This is a genomic window from Klebsiella sp. 64, assembly GCF_018223915.1.
Lineage (GTDB): Bacteria > Pseudomonadota > Gammaproteobacteria > Enterobacterales > Enterobacteriaceae > Klebsiella > Klebsiella pneumoniae.
This window is the reverse complement of sequence record NZ_JAGRQZ010000029.1, coordinates 1-20,965: the sequence shown is the minus strand read 5'-3', so window position 1 is coordinate 20,965 and position 20,965 is coordinate 1. Positions and strand designations below refer to the sequence as shown.

The following is a 20,965-nucleotide window of genomic DNA, read 5'->3' as shown; positions in this document are numbered from 1 at the left end:
GACAGCGGTATAAAGCAAGTATTCCTGCCATCACTGATGTTGCTTCTGAGTGGCCTACTTCGCCGGGATAATCAGCACCTGACCCGGATAGATTTTGTCGGGATGGGTCAGCATCGGTTTATTGGCTTCAAAAATGCGTTGATACTCATTGGCCGAGCCATACATCGCTTTTGAGATTGCGCTCAGAGTGTCACCGGATTTGACCGTGTAAAAACGACTTTCCGCCCCGCTTTGCGTCACCTTAACGCCGTCACTGACCTGGCCTACGCCAGTGACATTCCCGACCGCAACCAGAATTTTTTCCTTATCCTCCTGCGAAGCGACATCACCTGTGACCGTTGCGGTGCCATCTTCCGCAACATCAATATTGACCTTTTCGGCGCCAGGCAGATTAAGTCCATCGATATGTTTTTTCAGCTTATCGGCCCGATCTTCTTTACTGTCGCCGGAGACGGCATCCCATATTTTCTCGCCCGCTTCTTTCACAAAATTTAATAATCCCATCTTTCCATACCTCCACGACTGTTACATGAACACATGTTCCTCGGCCCCGTTGACCCAATGTTCGGGATATTGGTTTTGATATCCACCATCGCGACAACTGCTTGAGGCAGCACAAGCTGCCATCAAAGTATAATCAATGAGCGTCAAAGTGCAGGAAATTTGCCATGGTATGGCAGGAAAGTCTGTATTCCGGCAAGGCGACACGAAATCCCCCCGAACACAAGGCACCTGGCGCAGAGGCTGATTGATTGTGAAAGGATATGGGACCTTAAATGGCAGGCTGGGAGTTGGCACCCCGCCTGAGGGCTCCTGATTCTGGTCGCCAATGCTTTCAGGACGTTTTTCTTACTGAGATCGTCTCAAAAACATTCGCTGATTTCTGCCGCAGCAGCTACAGTAAATCCAGGTTGAACTGGTATGACCACACAAGGCGAGACTCATGGAATCTGTCATCATCCCCGTAAGCCAGGGCGGCTTTGTCGCCGCCACGCTCTGGCAAAGACACAAAGCCAAAGCATTGGTGATCGTTCACCCGGCGACGGCCGTTGTACAGGGATTTTATAAAGGATTCGCTGAATACCTTTATAAAAGGGGGTTTAGTGTCATTACTTATGATTACCGGGGCACTGGTCTTTCGAAGTCCGGGAGAGTCCGTCACAACAAAAACACCATGTCCGACTGGATCGAGCAGGACGTCGGATGCATCACCGCGTGGGCGAAAGCCCGAGCCCCTGGCCTTATCCTGCTGGCGATTGGGCACAGTATTGGCGGGCATGCCGTGCTGTTATCTTCCGCCTCCACCGACCTGCGAGCCGCCGTCATGGTTGCCTCACACGCAGGCGTGACAAGCACTATCAGCCAAACGAAGGAAAAGCTGCGAGTATGGTGTTTACTGCGCGTTTTGGGGCCGGCACTTTGCCGGCTCTTTGGGTATATGCCAGCCAGACGTCTCGGGCTGGGTGAAGATTTACCGGCTCCGGCGATGCTTCAGTGGGGACGCTGGAGCGCGATGCCTGAATATTTCTATGACGACCCGGGGTGGGATGCGCGTCAGCGGGCAGGAAAGATAACCTTACCTATTCTGGTGTTGGGTTTTGATGACGACCCTTGGGCTAATACAGAAGCCATCTCACGCCTGCTTGCTCCAGCGCAAAACGCAAAAATAGAACGCCGTGAAATACGGCGGGCGGATTACGGACTTTCATCCATTGGTCATATGGGCTTCTTTCGTACCCGGAATGCGGAGAAATTATGGCCCCTCGTCGCACAATGGCTGGAGAGACATTGCCCGGATAAGAGGCGGACGACCTGAGCAATATTTCAGGAGACGCCGCTTCCGGCGCCTCCTGTTCTTCACCTCGCGGCTACTCCTCGTACGCCGCGTGATGGAAATCAATTTCCCACTGCAGCACCTCGCCGTAAAGCGCCGATAACGCCTGCTTTTCGTCTTCACTCAGCGCCATGGCGCAGCGGTCGAGTTCGTTTTTTAGCCAGAGAGCCTGCTGATAAAATTCGTCCTCCGCGTGCATTTCCACCCAGCGTCGTAAATCAGCATCACGCTGGCGATGTTCGCTCGCCCGTCGGCACCAGCAAGAGTACATCCATTCCGCACCGAACATCAGGGTCACAATCTGCTCATAGCTGCCCTCGTGGGCGGTCCGCAGCATACCGTCGCGAAAGCGCCGTACCCCGGGCAAATCATCCGGGTACTCAGCGGGATCGATCTGCCGCGCTGACAACACCTGTTCAAACCACGCGATCTGTATATCAACCAGGGCATTCAGCACGCCAATCAGCCAGCGCTGCTGTTGAATACCCGGCGCTTTGCTGACCCCGAGGGCAAAAATCGCGATTGCCGTCGCGACAAAGTTGCCCTCAAACACCAGATAGCGGTTGAAGACGACTGTCGGCAGACGATCCTCTTCGATATCAGTCACAAACGGGTGCTGCTGCATCGCCTGCCACGCCGGTTGATGTTCGCGCAGCAGGCGTTCGCTAAACGCTTCCATTATGCCTCCTCCAGCGCGGCCTGCGCGACCGACATAAAATGTTTCACCCGGGCCAGCTCAACATCGTTCCACCAGACGCCATCGACCTTCATTGTACTGGCCACAATGACCCCCTGAGTCCGCCCGAGGATCTGCTTCACGTTAGCCGGTGTCACCCCGGAGCCCACCAGGAGCGGTAGTTCCGTCGCCGCGCGGATCTCGTCAATTTCCGCCATCGTGGCGCTATCGCCCGTACGCTGGCCGGTGGCGATCACCGCGTCAGCCTCGAAGAAATCGACATCGCGCGTCAGTTCCTGAATCGAACGATCGGCGACAATGGCATGGCTACCGTGCTTAACGTGGCTATCGGCAAAAACGCGAATATGTTCAGCGCGCAGCATACTGCGGTAGCGCAGCGCCTTAGCGGCCGCCCCTTCTATAAATCCTTCGTTGGCGATATAGGCGTTGGCCCATTGGTTTACGCGGACGAAATCGGCGCCTCCCGCCAGGGCGATCGCCATTGCCGGGATCGCCGCGTTAGCCAGAACGTTAATGCCCAGCGGCACAGCAAAACGTTCACGAACTTTCTCGGTAATGACCGCCATCAGCGCTGAGGTTTCATGGCCGATATCCTCAGGTTTAGAGAAAGGAATATCGCCATGATTTTCAATAATCAGACCATGAACACCGCCTGAAATATAATTTTCAGCATCGCGAAGCGCACGTTCAACAATATCCGAGACTGATTTTCCTCGATATTTTGGCGAGCCAGGAAATGGGTCGCAATGAATAACACCAATAACAGCCTTGCTTCGTGAAAAAATAGCTTGTATTGCATTCGTTTTTTCTGCTGAGATAGCAACCATCTTATCCATCCTGTTAAGGGAACACTATGCGTGTTTACGTTACTGGTAATATTACCGTAGATGAAACCTGGTCCATTCCGGATATACCGAAAAAAGGAGCCTCCATTCACGGCGTTAAAGTGTCGCAGGATATCGGCGGTAAAGGCGCGAACCAGGCGATTATATTATCCCGCTGCGGAATAGAGACGCATTTAATTGCCGCCACGGGAAATGACAGCAACGGCGCGTGGATCCGCCAGCAGATAAAAAATGAACCACTGACGCTACTACCCGACGGCCATTTCAATCAACATAGCGATACCTCGATTATTTTAAATAGCGCTGATGGCGACAACGCCATCATTACCACTACGGCGGCGGCCGATACATTCAGCCTGGATGAAATGATTCCGCATATGGCGGATGCCGTCGCTGGCGATATTCTGCTACAGCAAGGCAATTTCTCCCTCGATAAAACGCGGGCGCTGTTCCAGTACGCCAGAAGCCGCGGCATGACGACGGTATTCAACCCCTCACCTGTCAATCCTGACTTTTGCCATCTGTGGCCCCTCATCGACATCGCGGTGGTCAATGAATCCGAGGCCGAGCTGCTCCAGCCATACGGGGTGAAAACCTTAGTGATTACCCAGGGCGCCGCAGGCGCCTGGCTGGTCCAGGAGGGCCAGCGTCAGTTTTGTCCCGCCGTGCCCGCCGAGGCGCTTGATACTACCGGCGCGGGCGACACGTTCCTCGCCGTCATGTTGGCCTCCGCCCTGCTGCGCGGCGTCGCGCCGGATGCGCTGGCGCTCGCGCACGCCAGTCGCGCTGCCGCCATTACGGTTAGCCGCCGAGGGACGCTCAGCGCGTTTCCCGGCAGCCGTGAGCTCGCCGCCCTGTTAACCACGGACGGGGCGCGCTGACCTACTTAAACAGCGGACGGTATGAATCGACGTTCGCTTTGGTTACCACCGTCGCCGGAACCAGAATGGTTTTCGGCACGGTTTTACCCGACGTGATGCTGTTCAGCGCATTCAGGGCTTCGGCGCCCATCTTTTCCGGGTCCTGCTGCAGTACGGCGGTGACGTAGCCGCCGTCAATACCGGAAATCGCCTTCGCCGTCAGATCCCAGCCAAAGACTTTAATATCCTTCTGCCGCCCCTGGTTTTCTACGGCGGCGATAGCGCCGAGCAGCGCGGGTTCGCCGGTGGCATAAATCGCTGTCAGATCCGGATTACCGGTGATCAGGTTTTCCGCCGCGGTCATTGCTTTATCCTGCACATTCTGCCCGTCGACCACGTTAGCGATAGTAATCTTCGGATTGCTTTTCAGCGTCTCTTCGAACCCTTTCTGCCGCTGGTTCTGAATGGCCGAATTCAGCGCGCCGACTATACCCAGTCGCGCCTGGCCGCCCATCTCTTTCTGCACGTAGTCCACGAAGTATTGACCGATAATTCTGCCGCCTTCAATATTATCAACGCCGACCTGAGCTGCCTGTGGCCCGGCCGGTAATACGGCATCAATCGCAATCACCGGAATGTTTGCGGCGGCGGCTTCTTTAACCGCTGGCATGATCCCGTTAACGTCGATAGCAGCAACCAGAATGCCTTTAACGCCTTGCTGAATATAGTTTTCTATCGCGTCGTTTTGCGCCACGGGATTATCGTTAGAGTTAAAAATAACTAAATCCTTGCCACTGGCTTTGGCCGCATCTTGTGCGCCTTTATTCATCAGATTAAAGAACAGCGCCTGTTGGTTGATTTGTACCAGCGCATAAGTCGGACCGGCAGCGCTGGCGGCAGAAATAAAACTCATGGATGCCAGCATGGTCGTGGCGACAGCAAGGAAACGCAGTTTTCCGGTGTGAAATAACATCATCAGTATCCTCGTCGGGAATAGTTGATAGCCAGCAGAGTTCCGCGCCGCATGCGAACGCAGAAGGATTATTTTTTTTGGCGGGCAAATATCGTCTATATCGCCAGAACAATCATTGAACGTTCGGCGGATACCTGCTTAATGTCATCCCGGCAACCGGTCCGTGTCGGTGCGCGACTGGAATAACTTAAACGGGGTTGGGAATGACTTCCCGGATGATGCGGTAAACTGCCTATACAATTCTCTGCTGATTAAAATTTGTCAAGCATTTATTTTTGGTGATTGTTCGCAGAGAAATTGCTGTATCCACCGCGCTTAACTATGTTACAGATAGCCGATTCTGGCAGAAATGGCGCAGGAAATGAGTATAAAACGTGTATTGTTATCCGATGTGGCAAAGCTGGCCGGGCTGTCGAAGGCGACCCTGTCGCGCTATATGAACAACAGTATTGTGCTGCCGCAGGACACCATCGACCGCATCGAAACCGCCATTCGCGAACTGGACTATCGCGGCAATAGCCTGGCACGCCGTCTTAGCAAAGGCGGCAGCGAAACGCTTGGCCTGGTGCTTCCCGATATTACCAACCCCTTCTTTGCCGAACTGGCCGACGCAGCCGAAGAGGCCGCTTCTGCCAGCGGCTACAGCCTGGTGCTGTGTATCACCCGCAACAATCCGGAAAAAGAGTGCCAGTTCATTCGCTGGCTGGATACCTGCCAGGTCGACGGTCTGCTGTTCACCACCAACCGCCCCGATAATGGCCTGCTGCGCAAGGAAGTCCAGCGTCACGAACGGATTGTCCTGCTGGATGAAGATATTCCCGGCAGTAAGGTACCGAAAGTGTTTGCCGATAACGTCCAGGGCGGGCGGATCGCCACCGAAAAACTGATCGCCGCCGGGCATCGCCATATCGCTTTCGTCGGTGGCCCGGACAAGCTGATGAGCGTCCGCGAGCGCTATCAGGGCTTTTGCACCGCGATGGAGCAAGCGGGCCTGAGCTGGCCGCCCGAATGGGTGATGTATGGCGACTACCAGCGCGAGTTTGGCCAGCAAGCGTTGCGGTACCTGTTCAGCCAACAGGTTCGCCCTACCGCCGTCTTCGCTGCCAGCGACTATCTGGTGCTCGGTCTGCTCGACGGCTTGCGCGCCAGTGGGCTCCAGGCGCCAGAGGCGCTATCGTTAGTCGGCTTCGATGACGCCAACTATGCCGATTTTACCCAGCCGCGGATCTCCACTATCCGTCAGCCCGCCCGCGAACTGGGCCGCACTGCGGTGAACATCATGATGCGCCTGCTAAACGACGATCCGGATATCCCTGCGGAAACCCGCCTGCCGGTTGAATGGATTGGCCGCGACTCGATCAAGATTTGTTAAGCCCGTCCCAAAATGGCGCAAAAGCGCCCGCTTTTGGCGCAAAAAACGATCAATTAACAATTTATTCACTATAATCAGTAAACCGGTTTACCGGATTGTATTCAATTAAGTGTATTGAATACATAAGGTTAAGTTACAGGGCTGCTGTGTGGTTACTGCCCTGGCACGGATGCTGCAATGTTCTTACTGGCGAACAAATATCTTACATAGCGTTTGTCCTGACTGCACTGGCGAGTGCTCTGGTCCGCAGGTAAACCGGTTTACTAGATTGTAAACCGTGTCGGATAGAGTCTCTCCCGCAGGATGGCGAACATTTTCCCGGCCACAGCGATGGGAGTTATCAGATGCAGCAGCCACAAACTACCCCGCCAAGGGTAGAGATGATCAATATCACCAAGACCTACGGGTCGATACGCTCATTGCGCGGAGTCAACCTTGAGCTGGCCCCGGGCGAAGTGCTGGGCTTAGTGGGCGATAACGGCGCGGGGAAATCCACCTTGACCAAAGTGCTCTCTGGCGCGGTGATCCCCTCCAGCGGCACGATTCGTATCGACGGTGAACAGCAACAGTTTACGAATCCGGCCGATTCACGCCGTTGCCATATCGAGATGGTCTACCAGGATCTGTCGCTCTGTGACACGGTCGATGTCGCGGGCAATCTGTTTATGGGCCGTGAGCCGATGAAATCGGTCCTCGGCATCCCCTTTCTCGACGAGGCCAAAATGCACGCCGATGCCAGAGAGATGCTTAAAGGGCTCGGGATCTCCATTCCGGATACCCGGCTGCTGGTGCGAAATCTCTCCGGCGGCCAGCGCCAGGCTATAGCCATCGCCCGCGCCGCGGCCTTTGACCCGAAAGTGCTGATTATGGATGAACCCACCGCCGCGCTGGCCGTCGCGGAAGTTGAAGCGGTTCTGGAGCTCATTCGCCGCGTTTCCGCTCGCGGGGTGAGCGTGATTCTGATTACCCACCGCCTGCAGGACCTGTTCCTGGTCTGCGACCGGATCATGGTGATGTATGAAGGTACCAACGTCGCCGACAGACGGGTGTCCGACACCAGCCTGAGCGATATCGTTAACCTGATTGTGGGCGAAAAATTCACCGCCCGCTCTGCGGCAGCACATTGAGGTAACAGGATGAGTATCATGAATTTAAGCAGCTCACGCATGATCCAGCATTCGCTGCCGCGCCGCCTGCTGCATAACCATTCAGGCGTAGTCAGCATCGCGCTCTTTTTCGTCTTCTGCTGCGTGGTGTTTTCGCTGATCACCAGCAACTTTCTCACCGGCACCAACTGGCTCAACATTATCCGTCAGAGCGCCCCGCTGCTGATCGTCGCGACGGCAATGACTCTGGTCATTACCACCGGCGGTATCGATCTGTCGGTAGGCTCCACCCTGGCGCTGGTCGGCGCGCTCTCCGCTATCGCCCTGAATAGCTGGGGTCTGCCGTGGCCGGTGGTACTCCTCGGCGGCTTGCTGCTAGGCGGATTCGTTGGCGCCATCAACGGCTTCTTTATTGCCTATGAAGGCATTCCGGCGTTTATCGTCACGCTCGCCACCCTGGCCGTAGTTCGCGGCATCGCGCTGCTGGTCACCCAGGGCTACTCGATTCCGGTGCCGGCTGACAGCCTGTTTACCTTTATCGGACGCGCGTGGGTCGTCGGGATCCCCATGCCCGCACTGCTCGGCATTCTGATTCTGCTGATCGGGCATATCGTTCTCAACCATATGCGCTTTGGCCGCTACGTGACCGCCATCGGCGCTAACGCCGAAGGCGCGCGGCGCAGCGGCATTAACACCAAAGCGGTCACCATGAAGGTCTATATCATCAGCGGAATGGCCGCCGCGCTGGCGGGGATGATCATTACCGCACGCCTCGGCAGCGGCTCCTCCAACCAGGGCGAAGGCTTTGAACTGCAGGTCATTGCTGCCGTTGTGCTAGGCAGCACCAGTCTGTTTGGCGGCTTCGGAACTATTATTGGCACGCTGCTGGGCGCACTGTCGATTGCGGTCATTCAGAACGGGCTGATCCTGTCGCATATTTCGCCGTTTTACACCCAGATAGCCACCGGCACCATTATCCTGCTGGCTATCTGGCTGAACACCCGCATTCTCAACCCGACGCGCTCCGCGGCAAAAGGATAGCTGATGAAAGGATCAATTTTTCACCATCCCTCCCCGCTGCCGGTTGGCGTTAGCAGCGGTTATGTAATGACTGTGCTTGGCCCACTGCCGATTAACGAAATGGGCGTTACTCTGATGCATGAGCATATTCTGCTGGATGCCTCCGGCAAATGGGTGCCGCCCTGCTGCTGCAGCGATCGCCATCTTGCCGAAATGCCGGTGAAAATGGAAAACCTTGGCGAACTGTCGCTCAACCCGCTGATGAGCCGCGATAACTGTCAGCTGTTTGATGTCGACGTTGCGATTGACGAGCTGACTAAATATCGCGCCCTTGGCGGAGAAACGGTAGTCGACCCGACCAATATCGGCATTGGCCGCGATCCGAAAGCGCTGGCGCGCATCGCGCGGCTGACCGGTCTGAACATCATTATGGGTACCGGGCTCTATCTGGAACCTTCGCACCCTGAGTGGGTAAAAATCAGCAGCGTCGAACAGCTGACCGAACGGCTGATTTACGATCTTGGCGGCGCGGAGGAGAAACCGGAGGTGCTCGCCGGGCTCATCGGCGAAATCGGTATCTCCAGCCGCTTTACGCCGGATGAGGAGAAATCCCTGCGCGCTGCGGGTCGGGCCAGCGCCGCGACCGGCGTGCCGATCGAGGTCCATCTGCCCGGCTGGGAGCGGCTGGGCCATCGGGTGCTGGATATTCTCGAGCAGGAAGGCGCCGATTTACGCCATACCGTGCTGTGCCATATGAATCCCAGCTTTGCCGATAAGCGCTACCAGCGCGAACTGGCGCAGCGCGGGGCGTTTCTCGAATACGACATGATTGGCATGAGCTATTACTACGCCGACGAGTCGGCGCAGTCGCCCTCCGACGAGGAGAACGCCCGCGCGATCCGCGAGCTGATTGACGACGGCTACATCCAGCAAATTCTGCTGTCGCAGGACGTCTTCCTGAAAACCATGCTCACCCGCTACGGCGGCCACGGTTATGGCTACATACTCAAGCATTTTGTTCCCCGTCTGCGGCGCCACGGCGTCAGCGGCGAACAACTTGAAACCTTAATGATTGGAAACCCCCAGCGGGTCTTTGGCGGATAAAAGGAAACGTCATCATGCAGAAAAAAATCTTACTGGTCGGTGAGTCCTGGACCAGCACGTCAACGCACGTTAAAGGCTTCGACCAGTTTGCCACCGCCACCTGGCACACCGGCGCAACGGACTTTCTGGCCGCGCTCGCCGACAGTCCCTATGCCATTACCTATATGCCCGCCCACGCGGCGGCGACCGACTTTCCGCTGACGCTGGAAGCGATGCAGGAGTGGGATGCGATTATTCTCTCGGACATTGGCGCCAATACGCTGCTGCTGCATCCGGACACCTGGCTGAAGAGCCGCCGAACCGCCAACCGTTTAACGCTCCTGCATGATTACGTGGCCGGCGGGGGGGCGCTGATGATGATCGGCGGCTATTACAGCTTCCAGGGAATCAACGGCGGCGCGCGCTACCGCCATACCGAGGTGGAGAAAGTGCTGCCGGTACGCTGCCTGGCCTGGGACGATCGCATTGAAACCCCGGAAGGCTGCTATGCCGAAGTGACGGAGGCTCACCCCCTGTTTAACGATATTCCGGGCGAATGGCCGTGGCTGCTGGGCTATAACGAAGTTGAAATGCACCCGGAAGGCAAACTGCTGGCGACCGTGGCCGGTACCGGTCATCCGCTGTTGGCTGTTCGCGAATATCAGCAGGGTCGCTCGCTGGTGTGGACCAGCGACATGTCGGCGCACTGGCTGCCGGAAGAGTTTGCCAAATGGCCCGGCTATCGCCAGCTGTGGATTAACTGCCTCGACTGGCTGACGGAACGCCGCTGATGACCGCGACCCTTGAGCTCGCCCGGCAGCTGCTGGGCTTTAACACCATCAACCCGCCGGGCAGCGAAGCCGACTGCATGCGGTTCTTCGCCGACTGGCTTGACGATAGCGGTTTTGAGGTTTCGCTGTCGTCGTTCGGCGAAGGACGCTGCAATCTTATCGCCAGCCTGCCCGGGGCGAAGAGCGGTAAACCGCTGGCCTTTACCGGACATCTGGATACCGTCCCGCTGGGAAATGCCCGCTGGCAGTACGATCCTTTCGGCTCGCAGATGGAAGACGGGCGTCTTTATGGCCGCGGATCCAGCGATATGAAAGCGGCGATAGCGGCGTTTGCCGTCGCCTGCGTTCATCAGCGGGAAGCGATCCTCGCCGGACGCGGCGCGGTATTGCTGATAACCGGCGGAGAAGAGACCGGCTGCGACGGCGCGCGGGCGCTGATCGCCTCCGCAACGTTGCCGGAGGTGGGCGCGCTGATCGTCGGTGAACCCACCGCCAACTATCCGGTTATCGGCCATAAAGGCGCGCTCTGGCTACGCTGCGAAACGCGGGGGAAAACCGCCCACGGCGCGATGCCGGAGCTGGGGATCAATGCTATTTATCTCGCGGCGGATGCGTTGGGTAAGATTCAGCATTTTTCGCCAGGCGCGCCGCATCCGCTAATGAAGCAACCCACCCTCAACGTCGGACGCATAGAAGGCGGACTCAATATTAATTCCGTACCGGACCGCACGCGTTTTGATGTCGATATCCGCAGCGCGCCCAATTTACAGCACGCCACTATCCGGGAGCGCTTGACGACGCTGCTTGGCGAAAGCGTCACCGTCTCCACGCTGGTCGACCTGCCCGCCGTCCTCAGCCGGGAGGATCATGCGTGGATTAAGCAGGTTTATCAACGCTGTCAGCCGCTGCACGCTGAGCCGATTGCGCCGCGCGTGGTGCCCTACTTTACCGACGCCTCGCTGCTGCTGCCTGCATTGGGCGATCCGCCCTGTATTATTCTCGGCCCCGGCGAGCCGTCGATGGCGCATCAAACCGACGAATACTGCCTGCTCAGCCGACTGGCGGAGGCCGAACAGCTATACGGTGACATCATTCGCGACTGGATGGCATCACCGCCCGCGACGAAAGTAAAAAATGAGTGACACTGTCACTGAAAGCGCGTGCCATGCAATTCAGCGTTTGAATAATATCGCGGAATAACAGAGGATAACCGCCTCGTACACGACGGTATCACCACCAGCAAGGAGGCTTAGCATGTCCGTGAAAACCAACGCTGTGCTCGTTTGCACCCTCTCTTTACTCCTTTCCGCCTGCTCGGGTCGTGCTTCTGCGCCGGGCAGCGCCGAAGACGCTAAAATATCGGCTGAAGTGGATAAGATACTTCGCGATTATCAAACGGGTTCCGATACTTCACCCCAGGCCAATGCCTCACGCTATCTGGCGCGGATCCAGGCGGCTATCTTCGCTAACATAGACCAGCCGGCCTCCTGGCAAGGGCAAAAATGCTCGGTGCGCTTTATGCTGCAGCGTGACGGGACGGTGCAGGATCCAACGGTCGAGAGCGGCGATCGGCCATTCTGCGCGCAGGTGATGTCCGCGCTGAAAAAAGCCAACATCCCGCCCGCGCCGGACGAAAAAACCTATCAAACCTTCAGTCATGTCGTGCTGGACGTGAAGCCCTGAGCTTGCCCGCAGAAATGGCCCCGGCCATCACCAGGGCCATTTCGAACAAGATAAGCTGACAGCCCTGCTTAACAGACGCTTTTTGGCGATCAGCGAGGAATGATTCAATAGTAACAGGCTGGCGCAAGCCTGTTTTTTTTCCATTCTTCAGGATCGTGGCCGGGTATTAATACCGCATGATATCGCTCGGTAAGCTGACGCAGCTTTCGCACAGACTGAGCGACATCAGTAGCAGACGTCATTAGCCCCGGGAGCGCCTTCTCATGGTAATGATCTAAGGTATAAGCCGCATCAATCGCTAGCGTAAAATTTGTACCACCCGGTAAGCGGATAAGAAAAGATTGATGGCCCGGTGAATGCCCTGGGGTGAAAATACATTGTAACGTGCCATCACCGTAAAGGTCATAGTGATCATCGGACAACCCGTTCAGAAATAGCCAGTTAAGTTGGGGACGATCGAAATCGCGTCGGCAATAGGCTCCCGAAGTAAACCAGTCAGGGGCAAAGGCATATTCATACTCTTGCCTCTGGACAACATGCGTAGCATGGGGGAAGCGACCAATTGCTCCCGTATGATCAGAGTGCAAATGGGACAGGACCACATAGCGGATATCCTCAGGAGCAATGCCAATCCTCTTAAGTTGTTCCACGCAACCCTGTTCTTCTGACATCACCGGTTTAAACTGCTCTACAGCACTTCCCCAATAACCGCTGGGATCTTTCAATCCTTCGACAGCCAGACCGCCGTCAATCAGCGTAAACCCATCCGGATGGGTCAGCAGAAACCAGGGGACAGGGATCTCATAATGCTCTCCCACGCCCTGATTCATCCGGATATGCTGATATCGACAATGCTGTGTTCCTGACTGGAACATGAAAAGCTTTATCTCTGGCATCATTATTTTCCACCAATAAATCAATTAAATAGATTGAAATTTAGCCTGACTCAGGCCTTGAGTCTGGATTTTTCATCATTTCGCAGTAAAGCAGTAGATACCTGTCCCCACTTACATTTATCGGTAAAGCCAATATAATTGGTGAATGGATCTCTTCTCAGCAATGCGCATATTTATCAGGGTGGTTGAACGGGGCAGCATGTCGGCTGCAGCCCGCGATCTCGGTATTGGCCAGCCCGCCGTGAGTGAAAGAATAGAAAAACTGGAAGCTCATCTTGGGACACGTTTGCTTAGGCGCAACACGCGTAACATGTCTCTAACGCAAAGCGGTAACGTGTTTTATGAGCGAAGCAAAACGGCCGTTCAGGCGGCAGAGCATGCTCTTTCTGTGAATGAGGAAAATCAGGGGCTGCAAGGCAAAATCCGTATTGCCGCGCCCTATTCCGCCGGAGAAAGCCTGCTGATGCCTGCATTGTTGCAGCTTCAGAACGAGCATCCGGAGCTACAGGTCGATGTCATTTTTAACGACCGCGTCATCAATCCCGTCACCGAGGGGGTCGATTTATCGCTGAGATTAGGTGATGTCTCCGAAGGTTTTTTTGTCGCACGCCCGCTTGGCACCGTGCGCAGAGTGTTACTCGCCTCTCCGGCTCTGCTGGCGAAAATGGGTCATCCTGACACGCCGGATGCGCTGACAGATTATCCATTTGCTGCTGTTTCCGGTGTATTCGCCAGTAATCGCATTCAATTGGTCGCTTCCGAAGATCAACTCATTAATGTTCCCGTCAATATTCAATTTCAGTCCACGCACTGGCGGAGTGTCCTCTCCTGGTTATTAGCGGGACATGCCATTGGTGTTTTGCAAAGTCCGGTTTGCAGAAAAGAAATTGCAGACGGCGCGCTCATCCCCCTCTTAAGCCACTATCCGATCCCGCCATTTAGTGCCTGGTTGCTCCATCCACCAGCTGGGATGATGTCGTATGAAACGCGAATTTGTGCCTCCCTGCTGGAGGGCTATATCAGAGATTTGTTGCTTGAGCCGGCCGGCTGAATAAAACAGCGCTGCCCTGGCGCGCTGAAGATGGCCTCTTGTTAATGACTCAATCTCTGATGCATGAAATCAATAAGCGCTCTTGTTTTTGCCGGCAAGTAACGCCGATCTGAATACAGAGCGAACAATTGCAAGGGGGCTGCCGATTGTTCAAATTCAATCTCGATTAACCGCCCATCATCAATATAGGGTTGGCAGGCTTGTTTCGACAGGATGGCAAAACCGACACCTGAGATGGCCGCTCGCCCTGCCATCTCTCCGCTGTTGACCCGATAACGACCGTTAACCTTGATCGTCTCGAATCCGCCCTTTTTATTCACAAACTGCCAGGGAGCGCCTTTAAGCGCATTCACCGTTGTAATACAGGGTAACTCTTCAAATTGCTGTATTCGAGAAGGCGTGCCATAACGCTGGATGACGGAGGGGGCCGCAACGATGGTGCAAGGGATCGTCACCAGATGACGGGCGATGTAGTCACTGTCATCCATCTGACCACGGCTAACAATGACAGCTAAATCCAGATCATCTCGCAGGGATTCATAACCCGACAAATTTGTGACGCAACTCATCTCCAGATCCGGATGCTGACAGGCGAAATCAGCAACAACAGAGCCCAGCAATACAGGACCGATTTCATTGGGAATACAGATACGTAATGGCCCCTTGAATTGCATTTGTCGCAACGTTAATTCGGTTTCAGTTTGCTCAAGTGCTTCCAGTAATGGCTTCGCCCGGGTATAGAGTAGATGCCCAGCCTGTGTGAGCTTCATATGTCTGGTACTGCGCTCAATGAGCTGAAGGTTCAGTTTGTCTTCTAACTGAGAAATGCAACGGCTCACATTTGATGTCGGCATTTCCAGGGCTTTCGATGCCCCGACAAAACTGTCTCTTTCCACCACAGCAATGAAGATTTTCAGCGCATTAAAGTCAAGAACTGGCCGCATCAACTATCCCACATATGATAATAATGAGTGCCATTTTTACCATCTAATCGACAAGTTTGATAGCAGTTAAGCTAGGATATCTTTCATCCACAGGTCGCTTGCTATGCCACTGGTCACCACAACATTTAATCAAAAGACGCTCATTCGGATTGCTATGGTAATCGCTTTTGTCCAGTTTACTAATGCGCTGGAATATATGATGTTCAGCCCTGTTTTTACATTTATGGCTGCAGATTTCGCTGTTCCCGTCACCTTCTCAGGCTATGTATCCGGTATGTACACATCTGGAGCCGTCCTGTCGGGAATTATCGCCTTTTACTGGATTGATCGTTGCAATAAGAAGCATTTTTTAATCGCTAATATGGTACTGCTAGCCATGGCGACACTGTTGACGACATTCACTACCAGTTTTCCTCTTCTTCTTACATTGCGCTTCTTCGCAGGACTGGTTGGCGGTACGACAATGGCTGTGGGGATCACTATTTTGATAAACCACACACCGGCTGACTTGCGCGGAAAAATGTTGGCGACGGTGATTGCGTCATTTTCGATGGTCAGCATCGTGGGGATGCCCGCTGTACTATTTTTGTGTACTCATTACGGTTGGCATGTCGCGTTGTGGTTAATTTGTACACTGTGTTGGTTGGCATTGCCACTGATCGTCTCCATCATCCCTCAGGATCCCGTCACTTTCGACACGTCCCACGCGCTGCCCCTCGATGTAGATACTTTACTGTTTGCTTCCGGTAATGCGCTGGTACAGTTTAGTCCAATGCTGATCATTCCTGTCCTGGCGCCATTAATGACGCAGCTGTTGGGGGCTTCTCAAGGTCTGCTGCCCTGGTTGTTCTTCGGCGGGGGCCTGGCGGGGTATCTGTCTACCAGAATGACAGGCGCATTAACCTCTCGTGTTTCTGCTTTGAGTTTGGCGACCGGGTCGACCCTCGTTTTTATCCTGAGCTTACTGATACCCCTGATGGGCTATCCGCATCCAGCGCTATTTATTACGTTATTTCTCGGCGCAGCTTACAGTCGTCTGGTGTCATCGTCGGCGGTGACGATTCAGTTTCCTGATAACAAGCAACGAGCGGGATTCTCTTCATTACAGACATCCATGATGTATCTGATGACGACTGCCGCATTTTTCCTGTCTGCTTTTTTGTTACCCGACCATCGCATGGCGCTACAAAATATGGATACGCTGTTGGCGGTATGTGCAATTACCGCATCAGGAACCCCAATTATTGTCATCGTTTTGCAAAAGAAACTGGCTAAGCGTTCGTTCGAGCCCGATCGTTTCACCACTGAGTAGTACTCCACGGGTTGCTCATTTTTTAAGGCAAAAACAGGGGCATACGCCCCTGCGTGACTACCGCCGACTCATGGCCAGCTTCGCGGCAAACAACAGAAACAGGCAGCCGGTCGTTCGGTCCATCCATTTCACTACGGCCGGTTTTTTCAGGATGCCTGCGGCATAGCGAGTGGCGGTAATCAGCGTTAACGACCACAGCGTACCAATCAAAACATGGATAGCGACAAGGAGAAAGGTCCAGCTCACGGGTGAATGCCCGGCGGGGATAAACTGAGGTAAAAACGAAACGTAGAAAACACCCATTTTGGGATTAAGCACATTCCCCAGCATCCCACGCAGAAACCAGTTACTGGTGGTAGTGGATTCTGCCGGAGTGGTGTTAAATTGCTGGCGCGGGCGCAGAAGCAACTGGATGCCCAGCCAGCAAAGGTAGCCCGCTCCGCACCATTTCAACAAGGTATAAGCCAACTCAGAAACCGCCAGCAGCGCCCCTAAGCCAAAGGCCACCACGGCGCCCCAAATAAAGCATCCGAGATCAATGCCTAACGCGGCATGCAAGGCTTTGCGTCCACCTTCAGCGGTCGCCGTGCGCAGGATGAGCGCGGTATCGAGACCTGGTGTAAGAGTAAGCAGTGTGGCAGCGAGGGTGTATGCAAGAAGTGAATCAGTGACGAGCATTTCCTGTCTCCGAAAGAGACAAGGCTACTGAAGGGTTCACATTTTTGCAACAAGATTATTTCCCCTGATCTTCTGCTTACCCTGCTCCATTTTTCTTCGGGGATGACAGATGCAAAGAGTAGCCCATGACTAAGTAATGCTTAGTCATGGGCTGATGTTCTTACAGGAAGAGCTTAATGTTGATTTAAAATAACCCTGGGATACGTTAGCTCACTTTAATATCATCCAGGTCGATATCCTCTTCTTCGTAATCATTATCAACAATCACGTCGCGAGGGATATCTTTTTTGATGACGGCATAGACCGTGGCGGTAACAACGATATTCACCAGCAGGGCCATGATGCCTGCCATCGGATGTGACATCGTGGGGATCATCAATACTCCGCCAAAAGGAACCGTCGCATCCGCACCATAGACCATGGTGACCGCCCCGCCGCACGCGCCGCCGATAGCCGCCGCCGCGATACCGCGCACAATATCATTCATGACGATCGGAATAGAACCCTCAACGATATTCACAATCCCCATCGGAACCGCTGATTTTAAGGTTTCCACTTCTTCACGGTTATAGATATTTTTACGCAGCAGTTTGGCAATAAAGAAAGCCAGGCCAAATCCGATAGGCGTAGCGGTGTTAACTAACTGAAGTGCGGTAATGGGTTCATTTATCCCCTGCGCCTGCAGGGTCAGCACGAAAGCAAAGCATGTCTTATTCAGCGGGCCGCCAAAATCAACGATACACAATGCGCCTATGACTGCGCCTAACACCAAATTCGACGACGTGCCCATGCTTCTCAGGAAAGACGTAAGCGCTTCCGTAAAGATACCGATAGGCGTACCGATGATATAGACCATAATCAGGCAGCTGATAATGGAGGCAAAAAAGGGAACGATCAGCGTCGGCATCAACCCGCGGGCCCAGTCAGGCACCTTGACGTTTTTAATGATCGCCAGCGCAATATACCCCGCAATATAGCCACCAATCATCCCACCGATAAAGCCTGCGCTTATAGTATTCGCCGCCAGCCCGACGACAAATCCTGGCGCGATGCCTGGTTTGCCGGCAATCGAGCCAGATATTCCCACGGCAATCACCACCGGCAACAGCCCAAGCGCCTTGGCGCCCAGGGTGGCCATCGCCTGCCATACATCAAATTGTCCCGGAGTTAACGTGTCCTGCACCGTTCCGCCAAGCCCCATACCGATGGCGATAATAAACCCAGAACCACAGACAATGGGGATCAGAAACGAGATAGCGGTCAGCAGATGTCCTTTAGGGTTTGCTGCTTGCCATATTTGTTTTAGAGACATAAGTCACGCCCTTTAATGTAGAGTCGCCAGGCCGAAATAAAATTATGAATTGACTATTTCACTGAGTTTTTCAATCAACTTATTGGGGGATTTGACTGCCGTTTCCGTCGCGACTTTAACGACTTTCTTGCCGGCAAATCTCTCCTCGCCCGTTACTTTGACATCGGCAGCAAGCAGGACAATATCTGCCGCGGCAATCTCATCAGCGGTTAACGGGTTCTCAATGCCGATGGTTCCTTGCGTCTCGATTTTAACGTTATGTCCGGCTTTTTTAGCCGCAGTTTCAATTTTCTTTTGCGCAATATAGGTATGTGCAATCCCCACCGTGCAGGCGGTAACGCCGACAATATTCATAATGTTTCTCCGTTAATTAATTTAATAAATCACAAATCAATATTAGCAAGTTGGTATTAAGCATCGGCGTTTTCTGTTTCTGAATTGAAAAGCGCAATGATTTTATGTGGATCAGATTCAACAAGTAATTTAGCGATAATGTCTTCATCTGCCAGTGACCCAGACACTTGTGCCAACAGGCGAATATGGGTGGCATTTTGATCCACCAGGCAAACCGCAAATAAAATAACACAGCGGACATCGCTGCCATCCATGGTCTCCCAGGGAATGGCATGTTGCGTGCGTCCGATGGCTAATGCGGTACGGGAAACACCGGAAGATTTACCATGTGGAATAGCGATATGGTTTTCAAAGCCGGTAGAGCCTAGCTCCTCGCGTAACCAGACATCACGAATAAAGTCTTCCTTATTGGTGACGGCGCCATCCTGGATAAGTAAATCGGTGAGTTCTTCTATCACCTCTTCTTTGGTTCTGGCGGTCATATTTAACTTGATGTTTTTAACATTAAGCACTGTCGAAATATCCATAATTCACCCGCATTCATATAGAGTGGTCGTTAAATAACAAACCAGCATCGCTGGCGTGATGCAGATCTTTTAAGACTTATTCAAATACACACTGTGGTTCGAAGAGAGATAACCCGTTATGCAGCGACAGTTTCCCGCTGGAAGATCTCGATCATTCTGTCCCACGCCTGGCTGACATCCTCATGGAGCGAAAACAGACCCGATGTGCCGACGATAAAGACATCTACCCCGGATTCAGCAATCTGACCGAAGGTTTTCTCATTGCAAGAGCCATCAATTTCCGTCAGATAGTGATAGCCATTATTTTTGCGCATGTTGATGAGCTTTCTAATCTTGTTCAGCGACTCAGGAATAAACTTTTGTCCGGCATAGCCAGGGTCAACCGACATGATCGTCACTTTATCCAGCAGATGCGCATATTCGGCAATGCTTTCTGCCGGTGTCGCCGGGTTCAGCACCACCCCGCACTTTTTGCCCGCATCCTTGATCTGATTCAGCAGGCGGAATATTTTGTTATTCGCCGTCTCGGGATGAAAGCTGATGATATCGGCGCCGGCCTCGAGACACATGGGAATGATATCTTCCGGATGATTCACCATCAGATGAACATCAATGGGCACAGTAGTAATTTTTTTCAGATTCTCAATAAAAAAGGGAGACAGTGTGATATTGCGGACGTAATTGCCATCCATTATATCAACATGGTAAAAATCCGCTTTTTTATTCATTGCCGTGATCTGCTCTTTGAACTGCGTTAAATCCATGCACATCAGTGACGGTGAAAATTTAGCGCTCATAAACCACCTCCGATAAATAGTTAGTTAAACATTGCGATGATATGACCCAGCACGATGCCGACAACGCCAAAGTCTGCGTCTCCAAAGGTTGTGGAGCCCAGTCCCATATCCCCCATCATGGGCAAGAGAATGGCAGGCAGGAACGAAATGAGCAGACCGTGAGCAAAAGCCCCTACCACCGCCCCGCGACGTCCGCCGGTAATGTTGCCGTAAACCCCCGCTGTGGCCCCGCAGAAAAAGTGGGGAACCAGGCCCGGGACGATGACGCTCAAGCCGAACAGCGGGCAGAGGAACATACTGACCAGCCCTGCGACAAAGCTTGCGAGGAAGCCGACGATAACGGCATTCGGAGCGAAGGGAAACACCGTCGGACAGTCCAGCGCCGGCTTCGCGTCTTTAACCAGTTTGTCCGCAATCCCTTTAAACGCCGGGACGATCTCGGCAATCACCATCCGAACCCCGGCGAGGATGATATAAACTCCTGCAGCAAACGTGAGGGACTGAATAATGGCGAAGATAATAAAGTTCTGACCAGCGCTCAGGGTCTCCTCGACAAAGGATTTTCCCGCAACGAGCACCAGCACCAGAAACAGAATCATCATGGTGAGAGAGATGGCTACTGATGAGTCGCGAAGGAAATTGAGCGACTTAGGTACTTTGATCTCTTCAATCGAGGGACTGCCTTTACCAATAATTTTGCCCACCAGCGCGGACAGCAGGTAGCCAATAGATCCAAAATGCCCGAGCGCCAGATCGTCGGTGTTGGTTATTTTACGGGTAAACGGCTGCAAGATAGACGGGGAGATGACCATCATCGCACCGAGAATAAC

At 53.7% G+C, this 20,965-nt stretch carries 23 protein-coding genes; 11 read left to right on the top strand and 12 right to left on the bottom strand.

The genetic code is table 11. The features are described 5' to 3' along the window. Positions 1-54: 54 nt before the first annotated feature. Positions 55-504: a peptidoglycan-binding protein LysM gene (gene lysM / locus KHQ23_RS20030; protein WP_004184091.1), complete on the bottom strand. Its 450-nt coding sequence runs from the start codon at positions 502-504 to the stop codon at positions 55-57. A 439-nt stretch (positions 505-943) separates the two neighbouring features. On the opposite strand from lysM, the gene KHQ23_RS20025 reads away from it, so the two are divergent. Continuing rightward, positions 944-1,816 carry an alpha/beta fold hydrolase gene (locus KHQ23_RS20025; protein ID WP_038989534.1) on the top strand — a complete coding sequence of 291 codons (873 nt, stop codon included), beginning with the start codon at positions 944-946 and terminating at the stop codon, positions 1,814-1,816. A 52-nt stretch (positions 1,817-1,868) separates the two neighbouring features. On the opposite strand, the gene KHQ23_RS20020 is transcribed toward KHQ23_RS20025, so the two are convergent. After that, the gene (locus tag KHQ23_RS20020; protein ID WP_038989532.1) at positions 1,869-2,513 is read right to left on the bottom strand and encodes a TenA family protein; all 645 of its coding nucleotides are present in this window, start codon (positions 2,511-2,513) and stop codon (positions 1,869-1,871) included. Further along, the gene (locus KHQ23_RS20015; protein WP_004176161.1) at positions 2,513-3,358 is read right to left on the bottom strand and encodes a BtpA/SgcQ family protein; all 846 of its coding nucleotides are present in this window, start codon (positions 3,356-3,358) and stop codon (positions 2,513-2,515) included. Before KHQ23_RS20015 ends, KHQ23_RS20020 begins: the two co-directional genes overlap by 1 nt. Positions 3,359-3,384: 26 nt before the next feature. On the opposite strand from KHQ23_RS20015, the gene KHQ23_RS20010 reads away from it, so the two are divergent. Next, positions 3,385-4,257: a PfkB family carbohydrate kinase gene (locus KHQ23_RS20010; RefSeq protein WP_004176160.1), complete on the top strand. Its 873-nt coding sequence runs from the start codon at positions 3,385-3,387 to the stop codon at positions 4,255-4,257. Between the two features lies 1 nt (position 4,258). Here the strand turns inward: KHQ23_RS20010 and KHQ23_RS20005 are convergent, their stop codons facing one another. Further along, positions 4,259-5,212 (bottom strand): substrate-binding domain-containing protein, encoded by a 954-nt coding sequence (locus KHQ23_RS20005; protein ID WP_004176159.1) that lies wholly within the window; start codon positions 5,210-5,212, stop codon positions 4,259-4,261. 346 nt (positions 5,213-5,558) lie between these two features. Between KHQ23_RS20005 and KHQ23_RS20000 the strand changes: the two genes are divergently transcribed. The 7 genes from KHQ23_RS20000 to KHQ23_RS19970 all read left to right on the top strand — a co-directional run bounded on the left by KHQ23_RS20000 (position 5,559) and on the right by KHQ23_RS19970 (position 12,264). Next, positions 5,559-6,581 carry a LacI family DNA-binding transcriptional regulator gene (locus tag KHQ23_RS20000; protein ID WP_004176158.1) on the top strand — a complete coding sequence of 341 codons (1,023 nt, stop codon included), beginning with the start codon at positions 5,559-5,561 and terminating at the stop codon, positions 6,579-6,581. A 380-nt stretch (positions 6,582-6,961) separates the two neighbouring features. Continuing rightward, a complete protein-coding gene (locus KHQ23_RS19995) occupies positions 6,962-7,708 on the top strand; it encodes an ATP-binding cassette domain-containing protein (protein ID WP_004198552.1) in 747 nt (248 codons plus the stop codon). A gap of 18 nt (positions 7,709-7,726) precedes the next feature. Further along, positions 7,727-8,728 (top strand): ABC transporter permease, encoded by a 1,002-nt coding sequence (locus KHQ23_RS19990; protein WP_002904978.1) that lies wholly within the window; start codon positions 7,727-7,729, stop codon positions 8,726-8,728. Positions 8,729-8,731: 3 nt separating this feature from the next. Then, a complete protein-coding gene (locus KHQ23_RS19985) occupies positions 8,732-9,811 on the top strand; it encodes a phosphotriesterase (RefSeq protein ID WP_032421337.1) in 1,080 nt (359 codons plus the stop codon). 14 nt (positions 9,812-9,825) lie between these two features. Further along, positions 9,826-10,581, top strand: coding sequence for a glutamine amidotransferase (locus tag KHQ23_RS19980; RefSeq protein WP_032421338.1), 756 nt, complete (start codon positions 9,826-9,828; stop codon positions 10,579-10,581). Next, positions 10,581-11,723: a M20 family metallopeptidase gene (locus KHQ23_RS19975; RefSeq protein ID WP_004199916.1), complete on the top strand. Its 1,143-nt coding sequence runs from the start codon at positions 10,581-10,583 to the stop codon at positions 11,721-11,723. The genes KHQ23_RS19980 and KHQ23_RS19975 overlap by 1 nt, the downstream gene beginning before the upstream one ends. Positions 11,724-11,835: 112 nt before the next feature. Continuing rightward, a complete protein-coding gene (locus KHQ23_RS19970) occupies positions 11,836-12,264 on the top strand; it encodes a cell envelope integrity protein TolA (protein WP_004179900.1) in 429 nt (142 codons plus the stop codon). Between the two features lie 104 nt (positions 12,265-12,368). Here KHQ23_RS19970 and attM read toward each other — a convergent pair whose 3' ends face one another. After that, positions 12,369-13,163 carry an N-acyl homoserine lactonase AttM gene (gene attM, locus KHQ23_RS19965; protein WP_072271752.1) on the bottom strand — a complete coding sequence of 265 codons (795 nt, stop codon included), beginning with the start codon at positions 13,161-13,163 and terminating at the stop codon, positions 12,369-12,371. A gap of 160 nt (positions 13,164-13,323) precedes the next feature. Between attM and KHQ23_RS19960 the strand changes: the two genes are divergently transcribed. Next, complete coding sequence (locus tag KHQ23_RS19960) at positions 13,324-14,211, top strand: LysR family transcriptional regulator (RefSeq protein WP_004151649.1); 888 nt, start codon at positions 13,324-13,326, stop codon at positions 14,209-14,211. Between the two features lie 41 nt (positions 14,212-14,252). Here the strand turns inward: KHQ23_RS19960 and KHQ23_RS19955 are convergent, their stop codons facing one another. After that, complete coding sequence (locus tag KHQ23_RS19955) at positions 14,253-15,155, bottom strand: LysR family transcriptional regulator (protein WP_004176143.1); 903 nt, start codon at positions 15,153-15,155, stop codon at positions 14,253-14,255. Between the two features lie 103 nt (positions 15,156-15,258). Between KHQ23_RS19955 and KHQ23_RS19950 the strand changes: the two genes are divergently transcribed. Then, positions 15,259-16,467, top strand: coding sequence for an MFS transporter (locus KHQ23_RS19950; protein WP_023342800.1), 1,209 nt, complete (start codon positions 15,259-15,261; stop codon positions 16,465-16,467). A gap of 57 nt (positions 16,468-16,524) precedes the next feature. Here the strand turns inward: KHQ23_RS19950 and KHQ23_RS19945 are convergent, their stop codons facing one another. The 6 genes from KHQ23_RS19945 to KHQ23_RS19920 all read right to left on the bottom strand — a co-directional run. After that, positions 16,525-17,145, bottom strand: coding sequence for a LysE family translocator (locus KHQ23_RS19945; protein WP_004190051.1), 621 nt, complete (start codon positions 17,143-17,145; stop codon positions 16,525-16,527). A 205-nt stretch (positions 17,146-17,350) separates the two neighbouring features. Next, positions 17,351-18,457 (bottom strand): PTS fructose transporter subunit IIC, encoded by a 1,107-nt coding sequence (locus KHQ23_RS19940; RefSeq protein WP_004176140.1) that lies wholly within the window; start codon positions 18,455-18,457, stop codon positions 17,351-17,353. 42 nt (positions 18,458-18,499) lie between these two features. After that, a complete protein-coding gene (locus tag KHQ23_RS19935) occupies positions 18,500-18,811 on the bottom strand; it encodes a PTS fructose transporter subunit IIB (RefSeq protein WP_004176139.1) in 312 nt (103 codons plus the stop codon). 56 nt (positions 18,812-18,867) lie between these two features. Beyond that, positions 18,868-19,338, bottom strand: coding sequence for a PTS sugar transporter subunit IIA (locus KHQ23_RS19930; protein WP_002905131.1), 471 nt, complete (start codon positions 19,336-19,338; stop codon positions 18,868-18,870). Positions 19,339-19,454: 116 nt separating this feature from the next. Beyond that, a complete protein-coding gene (gene alsE / locus KHQ23_RS19925; RefSeq protein WP_020802864.1) occupies positions 19,455-20,135 on the bottom strand; it encodes a D-allulose 6-phosphate 3-epimerase in 681 nt (226 codons plus the stop codon). Positions 20,136-20,155: 20 nt separating this feature from the next. Then, the coding region (locus KHQ23_RS19920) for a PTS ascorbate transporter subunit IIC (RefSeq protein WP_211777057.1) at positions 20,156-20,965 on the bottom strand (810 nt) is incomplete at its 5' end.

What these genes read in the sequence shown, in the direction of transcription:
- lysM (WP_004184091.1), bottom strand. Translation starts at nt 504, where the DNA reads ATGGGATTATTAAATTTTGTGAAAGAAGCGGGCGAGAAAATATGGGAT.
- KHQ23_RS20025 (WP_038989534.1), top strand. Translation starts at nt 944, where the DNA reads ATGGAATCTGTCATCATCCCCGTAAGCCAGGGCGGCTTTGTCGCCGCC.
- KHQ23_RS20020 (WP_038989532.1), bottom strand. Translation starts at nt 2,513, where the DNA reads ATGGAAGCGTTTAGCGAACGCCTGCTGCGCGAACATCAACCGGCGTGG.
- KHQ23_RS20015 (WP_004176161.1), bottom strand. Translation starts at nt 3,358, where the DNA reads ATGGTTGCTATCTCAGCAGAAAAAACGAATGCAATACAAGCTATTTTT.
- KHQ23_RS20010 (WP_004176160.1), top strand. Translation starts at nt 3,385, where the DNA reads ATGCGTGTTTACGTTACTGGTAATATTACCGTAGATGAAACCTGGTCC.
- KHQ23_RS20005 (WP_004176159.1), bottom strand. Translation starts at nt 5,212, where the DNA reads ATGATGTTATTTCACACCGGAAAACTGCGTTTCCTTGCTGTCGCCACG.
- KHQ23_RS20000 (WP_004176158.1), top strand. Translation starts at nt 5,559, where the DNA reads ATGGCGCAGGAAATGAGTATAAAACGTGTATTGTTATCCGATGTGGCA.
- KHQ23_RS19995 (WP_004198552.1), top strand. Translation starts at nt 6,962, where the DNA reads ATGATCAATATCACCAAGACCTACGGGTCGATACGCTCATTGCGCGGA.
- KHQ23_RS19990 (WP_002904978.1), top strand. Translation starts at nt 7,727, where the DNA reads ATGAATTTAAGCAGCTCACGCATGATCCAGCATTCGCTGCCGCGCCGC.
- KHQ23_RS19985 (WP_032421337.1), top strand. Translation starts at nt 8,732, where the DNA reads ATGAAAGGATCAATTTTTCACCATCCCTCCCCGCTGCCGGTTGGCGTT.
- KHQ23_RS19980 (WP_032421338.1), top strand. Translation starts at nt 9,826, where the DNA reads ATGCAGAAAAAAATCTTACTGGTCGGTGAGTCCTGGACCAGCACGTCA.
- KHQ23_RS19975 (WP_004199916.1), top strand. Translation starts at nt 10,581, where the DNA reads ATGACCGCGACCCTTGAGCTCGCCCGGCAGCTGCTGGGCTTTAACACC.
- KHQ23_RS19970 (WP_004179900.1), top strand. Translation starts at nt 11,836, where the DNA reads ATGTCCGTGAAAACCAACGCTGTGCTCGTTTGCACCCTCTCTTTACTC.
- attM (WP_072271752.1), bottom strand. Translation starts at nt 13,163, where the DNA reads ATGATGCCAGAGATAAAGCTTTTCATGTTCCAGTCAGGAACACAGCAT.
- KHQ23_RS19960 (WP_004151649.1), top strand. Translation starts at nt 13,324, where the DNA reads ATGCGCATATTTATCAGGGTGGTTGAACGGGGCAGCATGTCGGCTGCA.
- KHQ23_RS19955 (WP_004176143.1), bottom strand. Translation starts at nt 15,155, where the DNA reads ATGCGGCCAGTTCTTGACTTTAATGCGCTGAAAATCTTCATTGCTGTG.
- KHQ23_RS19950 (WP_023342800.1), top strand. Translation starts at nt 15,259, where the DNA reads ATGCCACTGGTCACCACAACATTTAATCAAAAGACGCTCATTCGGATT.
- KHQ23_RS19945 (WP_004190051.1), bottom strand. Translation starts at nt 17,145, where the DNA reads ATGCTCGTCACTGATTCACTTCTTGCATACACCCTCGCTGCCACACTG.
- KHQ23_RS19940 (WP_004176140.1), bottom strand. Translation starts at nt 18,457, where the DNA reads ATGTCTCTAAAACAAATATGGCAAGCAGCAAACCCTAAAGGACATCTG.
- KHQ23_RS19935 (WP_004176139.1), bottom strand. Translation starts at nt 18,811, where the DNA reads ATGAATATTGTCGGCGTTACCGCCTGCACGGTGGGGATTGCACATACC.
- KHQ23_RS19930 (WP_002905131.1), bottom strand. Translation starts at nt 19,338, where the DNA reads ATGGATATTTCGACAGTGCTTAATGTTAAAAACATCAAGTTAAATATG.
- alsE (WP_020802864.1), bottom strand. Translation starts at nt 20,135, where the DNA reads ATGAGCGCTAAATTTTCACCGTCACTGATGTGCATGGATTTAACGCAG.